This is a genomic window from Bacillus xiamenensis (assembly GCF_000300535.1).
Lineage (GTDB): Bacteria > Bacillota > Bacilli > Bacillales > Bacillaceae > Bacillus > Bacillus xiamenensis.
In genome coordinates this window covers 1-6,534 of record NZ_AMSH01000094.1, presented here as the reverse complement: position 1 = coordinate 6,534, position 6,534 = coordinate 1, and the positions used below count along the sequence as shown (strand labels likewise).

The window sequence follows — 6,534 nt, the reverse complement described above, 5'->3', positions numbered from 1 at the left end:
GAAAAGAAGACAAAGGGCTCAAATAAAGTTCATTTTAGACCTTTGTCAACAATCTGAAACGCAGTTTCCTGCGTCCGTTTTCGTTTAAGATGTGGCAAGCTCCTTCACAATATCAACAGGGGCTTTGCCATCTATGCCATGAATCACATTATGAATGGCTCGTTTGAGCATGAGGTCTCTTGTCGTTTCAGTAGCAGAACCGATATGGGGGGCAAGAGTGACATTGTTCATCTCCATGAAAGGATGATCTTTCTGAAGCGGTTCTTGTTCATACACATCCAAGCCGGCTCCTTTGATCCACCCTTCCTGCAATGCTTGGATGAGGCTTTTCTCATCGACAGTTTTCCCGCGGGAGATGTTCACAAATAAAGCGGTCTGCTTCATGAATTTAAATTCCCGCTCTCCTATCAGGTGGTACGTTTCGTCAGTCAGCGGTGTGATTAACACAATGATATCCGCTTGCTTCAGCAAATCATCAAGTGCACAATACACAGCGCCGTATGCCGATTCGGCTTTCTCATTCCGGCTTCGGTTATGATAGAGGACGTTCATATCAAAACCATGAGCAGCTCGTTTGGCGACTTGCTCTCCGATTCGTCCCATCCCAATAATGCCGAGCGTTTGATGATGGACATCAATGCCGAACATATCTTCCTCCTGCACGAATTCCGTCCATTTTCCCTCGCGGATAAAACGATCAAGCTCGGCAATTCTTCTTGCAGAAGAGAGAATGAGCGAAAAGGCAAGATCAGCAACGGTATGATCGAGTGTGTAAGGTGTGTGCGTCCCAATCACCCCTCTTTGTCTCATCGCTTCTAGATCAAAATTGTCATAGCCGACTGAATGATTGCTCACCACCTTGAGTTGGGGTGCGTGATCTAATAAGTCTTGATCAATTTTCGTGCCAGATGTTAAAAGGCCATCAGCCTTCTGCAACTTCTCATATAAAACATCTCTTGGAATAGGGTCCTTTGATTGCCATACCTCGTATGTACAATGTTCCTTTAGCATGTCTTCAAAAGAGGCAGGCAGGGGTTTGGTGACAAAAATATGTGGTTTCACAGTCAATTCGCTCCTTTCACATGGGCATCTTTCTCTTTTTATTATAAAGCAACCATTTTGGCAGTACACGTTTAAATATGAGCAGTTCAATATTTAATATACTGAAATAACGGGAAAGAAGACGTTTTTTTAGTGAAAGAGTAAATTCCTCGGCCAACTGATGTCTTTTTATGATGTAGAAAAATGAGTGATTAGTAGATGTGTCATAGAAAAATGGCAGATGTTTCGAGAGATAATTTGACAAACCGGAAAGTAGATCTAGAGTTTTTGGTAGAAAATTTATTATATTTGAAGTGTATTAAACGGGATGGCCATTTTCTACTAAACCTTTTCATCGTCTTTTGGTGAGATGAGAGCTATCGTTTGAAAGCAAAAGCCGCATATCGCCTGTGCTGAAGCGGTATAAAGGTCAAAATAGAGAAAATGCTTACATTTTCTCTCATCGTTTTCTCATTATGAGAGAAATCGTGGTTCATCTCGGGACCACAAATCGTCTTGCCATCATCACATCCGTCATCGGGCTTATCGTGATTTTGGCGGCACAAAAATATATTCCCAAAATACCTGGTGCTCTATTAGGACTATTAGCTTCAACATTTGTAGCCGTTCTCTTTTTCCAAGGACAAGTTGTAACCCTTGGCTCTGCATATGGCGAAATTCCTCGTCAGTTGCCAAGCTTCGCTTTTCCTGAACTAACGATTGAAAAAATGATGGACCTCTTGCCGCCGGCTATTGTCATTGCGCTTTTAGGCGGAGTGGAGTCGATCTTGTCTGCGATGGTTGCTGACAATATGAAAGGTTCTAAACATGACAGCAATAAGGAACTCGTCGGTCAAGGAATTGCCAATATGGCAGCACCGCTTTTCGGAGGGATTCCAGCAACTGGGGCGATTGCCCGAACGGCAACGAACATCAAAAATGGCGGAGCAAGTCCGATTTTTGGTGTCGTGCATGGCATCGTCGTCTTGCTGATCTTAATGTTATTTGCACCATATGCATTCATGATTCCGCTTGCTGCCATGGCACCGATTTTGATGTTTGTGGCGTTGAACCTTGCTGATCGGTCTCTCTTTCTAATGTGGCTGCCGTTTCTATTTTTGAACGAACGGATGATATCTTACCACAGCATCTATGAGACGATGAAAAAAGCACGTGACCGACAAGTCACGTGCTTTTTGCCTGCTCTGTCTCACGAGAAAATCGCTGAGTGAGTTTCTGCTGATGGGAGGAGAAGACTTCTTCTAATGAGACATCATAGAGGTCAGCCTCAGTTGTTTGCATGCTCTTTATACATCTCCTTATATGGTGTTCACCTTTTGGTTTTACACTATATATAGACGGAACGGCTGTTTCTTTACAATCAAGTATAGGAGAATGAGTGGGTGAAGAAATCATAGAGAGATGGAGCTGTTTTGATGAAAACGATTTGTGTGTTTGCTGGGTCGAATCCAGGTGTGAATGACATCTACAAACAAAAAGCTGTCGAGCTGGGGGCTTATATGGCAAAGCAAGGAATCTGTCTTGTATACGGCGGCTCACAAATTGGATGAATGGGAGCCATTGCGGATGAGGTATTGCTCTTCAGCAGAAATGGACAGAGCTGTCTTAACGTATTTGAACAACAAAAAACCGTCTGTTCAAAGAGCAGACGGTTTGTGTTGTCATTATTTTTGTTCGTCTGTATTACGGGTCAAGACTTTGTCAATGAGTCCGTATTCAAGAGCTTCTTCCGCTGTTTTGAAGTTGTCACGATCTGTATCGCGCTCAATCACTTCAATTGGCTGACCAGTACGTTCAGAAAGTACTTGGTTCAGTTTATCGCGTAAAGAAAGGATTCGTTTTGCCGCAATTTCAATTTCTGTTGCTTGACCTTGGGCACCACCTAGTGGTTGGTGAATCATCACTTCACTATTTGGAAGGGCATAACGCTTACCTTTTTCACCAGCAGCAAGCAGGAACGCACCCATTGATGCAGCCATCCCAATACAAATAGTTGATACCTTTGGCTTAATAAATTGCATCGTATCGTAAATGGCCATACCAGCTGTGATCGAACCTCCAGGGCTGTTAATGTAGATAGAAATATCTTTTTCTGGATCTTCGGCTTCTAAGAAAAGAAGCTGTGACACGATGGAGTTGGCAACATTGTCATCGATTGCAGAACCAAGCATGATAATACGGTCTTTTAAAAGACGAGAATAAATGTCGTAGGCTCTTTCCCCACGATTTGTTTGCTCAATGACTGTAGGTATTAAATTCATAATGTTCCTCCTTCACCTTTTAGGTAAGTATGTAATTCAATGATACATTTTTGGTCAATAAAGGTCAAACAAAATGCAATCAAAAAATTCGACAGCCACATGTTATTTTTCCCAAAATTAAATTTCTTAAACCATGGAAAAGTTTTAAAAAAATATGGAAAAACTTTCTGTTGTGAGGTAAAATTACCTATGGAATAATTATTTGTAGTCAGAAAGAAGGAAACAGAGTGGATAATTTGCTTTTAGAAAAAAGTGGTTTGACTGATCAGCAACGTATTGTTGTCTCAACTGAACTGCAAACCAAGAAAAAGTCGAAATTAGTTGTATTTCTTTTGTGGTGGTTCTTTGGAGCGTTTGCTATTCATCGTTTTTACCTAGATGAGAAAAAAGGGTATGCAGTGACCATGCTTCTTTTAGGATGGTTAACACTGTTCATTTGGCCGTTTATTGATGGTATCATCTGTCTTGTGAAAACAGTTGATGAAGTAAATGAAAACATGGAACGAAAAATTATTGCATCTGTGAAAATGGCATAAGAAGACATGTCTGCATCTTTTCGGTGCAGGCTTCTTTTTTGATGCTGTCAGAATATCATTGCTTTCTTGCATCATTTCCCTTATAATTTGATATGCTGACGTTCAAAAAACATATCGTGCGCTCGTAGCTCAGTTGGATAGAGCGGTGGTTTCCGGTACCACGTCTGCCGGGGGTTCGAATCCCTCCGAGCGCGTCTATAGATTCGATTTATCATTTAAAAAAAGCTGAAAATCCTTATTCTAAAGGGTTTTCAGCTTTTTTTGTGAGTGATTTGAGAGGAACTTCACCTGTTCTTCAGAATATGTTGTGAATGATGTACGGCCACTTAGTAGTAAACAGAGATTATTGTTTTACTAGCCTGAAAGAAAGACGCTATATTTAAAAGTAAGCAACACAAAAGATATAATGTATTGAATGAGTATAAAATCATTGCACATTGAAGCTTTTTTATTGTTCTACTAGCAGGGAAGAATTTTTTCATAAGGAGGGACTAATGAATTGTGAAAGTGTTTTACATCAAATTGAAGTAGCTGTTAAAACATTAATAAAAATAATAAGTAAATTAGAAGAAGATGATCTGCAAAAAAGACCAACATCTCATAAGCAGTCTATCGGAGAATTGTTGGAACACATTGCTATCATTTGTGAAGCTGACTGGCGTATTTCTAATGAGGCTACCCAAGAAGAGATGGAAAAATTTTATTCTAATGTATCATACAAAGATTTAGAATCAATAGAAAATGGCTTAATTACCAACTTTCATTCATTAAAAAATAATTATATGAATTTATCAGACAAAGAACTACTATCCCGTACCACCTCATATTGGGATGTGACATATACAAGGTATGAATGGTTGTTAGAGATATTAGCACACGTTTATCATCATAGGGGGCAATTACACGCTATGCTTGTTCACTGTTACGATAAAGACCCTAAAATTTTAATGTTTGAATAACTGTCCTCAATTCAAATAACATTCATCGTGTTTTTTTAAGTCATGTCTATTATACGTTCTACGAGCTTATGCTTGATCTATTTCCCGATAGAACAAGTGTTTCTCACAGCCTTCTCCATAAGGAGAGGGGTTTTATGGAAAAAAACAAAGCAGTGCAACAAGGACATGTTCTGTACTATTCAATCAATGAATTTATCTATGCTGATCCGACTTCAGTTGAAAAACAGTCCGCGGTGTTTAAACAAATGCTGCTCAAAAAATAATAGAAAAAAGACAAAGCATGTAACAGAAGGCTTTGTCTTTTTTCTGTGATCCGCTTAAAATATTGGCCCTAAGACTCATTGCCTCCCTTTTCAGGCGTATTTGTTGAGCCAGCTGACTGTATATGATTAACATGGAAGGGAATTGACAATGAGGAGGGGATTCTGGTGGCGAAGATTTTAATAATTACGTTCCCAGCTGAAGGACATGTGAACCCAATGTTAGGAATCATAAAAGCATTGGCGGATTGAGGAGATGAAGTGCATGTGGTGACAACTGTACATTATCAGGAACGAATCAAACGCTTAGGCGCTCACGTACATATCCATCCAGATTATATTCGGACATTGAGTGTGAATGAAGGCGATTTGGAGTCCATGCAGCCATTTTTCCATGCCATGCTGCAAACGTCATTAGATATTCTAGAAGTGGTGGATACACTTTCTCAGCAGCATACATTTGATTTGGTCTATTTTGATATGTTTGGAGCAGGCGAACTGGTGCGAGATTACTTGCACATTCCTGGTATCGGATCGAATCCATCTTTTGTGCTGCAAGAGGCGCATTTTGACACACCTCTTTATCGCAAGGATGAGAAGGCTGCACATTTACTAGAACAAATAAAGGATCGTTTTAAAGTACAGCCCAAACATTTGATGCAATTGATGAAAAATCGTGGAGAACTGAACATGGTGTATACGAGCGAATATTTTCAGCCGTCTGTTGATGCATTGAACGACTCATTTGTCTTCATTGGGCCGAGCTTTCAAAAACGGGCAGATCAGCATGATTTCCCGCTAGAAGCACTTGAACAGGAGAAGGTCATTTTTATTTCGATGGGGACAGTTCTTGGAGATACAGAGTCATTTTTTAATATGTGTATAGATGCCTTTGCAAACTTTGATGGCAAAGTGGTCATGGCAACAGGTGAAAAAATTGATATGTCCCTCCTAAAAGAAGCGCCTTCGCATGTTATCATCGAGCCTTATGTGCCGCAGCTTGAAGTCCTTGAACAGACCGATGTGTTTGTCACTCACGGCGGGATGAACAGTGTCAATGAAAGCATTCATTTTCATGTCCCGATGGTCGTCATCCCAGTGGACAAAGATCAGCCGATGGTGGCAAAAAGACTGACGGAATTGTCCGCTGCTCGTGCGCTCGATAAAGACCAGCTGACAGCAAAGCAGCTGAGAGACACTGTAGAAGAAGTACTGGGAAGTAACACGTATCTTGCCGGAATTAAAAAAATTGAAGAAAGCTTCCAAACAGCAGGGGGTACAGACAAAGCATTACGTGTCATTGATCAATTAATGCAAGCGAAACAGACTCAATCATGAGTCTGTCCAGCGTGTAGACAAACCCTCGCATTCTTTGTCAGTCCTGCGTTCCGGTGCTCACGAATATTATATTCGCTACGAGCAGTTTCTCGTACTTAATAGACTGAATATTTTATAA

Annotated in this window: 5 protein-coding genes, 1 tRNA gene and 3 pseudogenes; 7 read left to right on the top strand and 2 right to left on the bottom strand. The window is 40.5% G+C overall.

Annotated elements, in window-relative coordinates:
* Positions 1-84 precede the first annotated feature (84 nt).
* Positions 85-1,062, bottom strand: a complete 978-nt coding sequence (locus BA1_RS17765) for a 2-hydroxyacid dehydrogenase (protein WP_008361986.1) — start codon at positions 1,060-1,062, stop codon at positions 85-87.
* 455 nt (positions 1,063-1,517) lie between these two features.
* Between BA1_RS17765 and BA1_RS17760 the strand changes: the two are divergent.
* Both BA1_RS17760 and BA1_RS18925 read left to right on the top strand, forming a co-directional pair.
* Positions 1,518-2,126, top strand: a pseudogene (locus BA1_RS17760) (SulP family inorganic anion transporter); the annotation flags it as partial.
* Positions 2,127-2,477: 351 nt separating this feature from the next.
* Positions 2,478-2,675 (top strand): annotated as a pseudogene (locus BA1_RS18925) (TIGR00730 family Rossman fold protein); the annotation flags it as partial.
* A gap of 51 nt (positions 2,676-2,726) precedes the next feature.
* Here the strand turns inward: BA1_RS18925 and clpP are convergent.
* Entirely contained in the window at positions 2,727-3,323 is a 597-nt protein-coding gene (clpP, locus tag BA1_RS17755; protein WP_008361979.1) for an ATP-dependent Clp endopeptidase proteolytic subunit ClpP, read from the bottom strand.
* Positions 3,324-3,550: 227 nt separating this feature from the next.
* On the opposite strand from clpP, the gene BA1_RS17750 reads away from it, so the two are divergent.
* The 5 genes and pseudogenes from BA1_RS17750 (at position 3,551) to BA1_RS17735 (ending at position 6,416) form a co-directional block, all read left to right on the top strand.
* Positions 3,551-3,859, top strand: coding sequence for a TM2 domain-containing protein (locus tag BA1_RS17750; RefSeq protein ID WP_008361976.1), 309 nt, complete (start codon positions 3,551-3,553; stop codon positions 3,857-3,859).
* A gap of 118 nt (positions 3,860-3,977) precedes the next feature.
* Positions 3,978-4,053: transfer RNA gene (locus BA1_RS17745), tRNA-Arg, on the top strand.
* Positions 4,054-4,353: 300 nt separating this feature from the next.
* Entirely contained in the window at positions 4,354-4,818 is a 465-nt protein-coding gene (locus BA1_RS17740; RefSeq protein ID WP_008361975.1) for a DinB family protein, read from the top strand.
* A 134-nt stretch (positions 4,819-4,952) separates the two neighbouring features.
* A complete protein-coding gene (locus BA1_RS19715; RefSeq protein ID WP_008361973.1) occupies positions 4,953-5,081 on the top strand; it encodes a hypothetical protein in 129 nt (42 codons plus the stop codon).
* Between the two features lie 165 nt (positions 5,082-5,246).
* Positions 5,247-6,416: pseudogene (locus BA1_RS17735) on the top strand (macrolide family glycosyltransferase).
* Positions 6,417-6,534 lie beyond the last annotated feature (118 nt).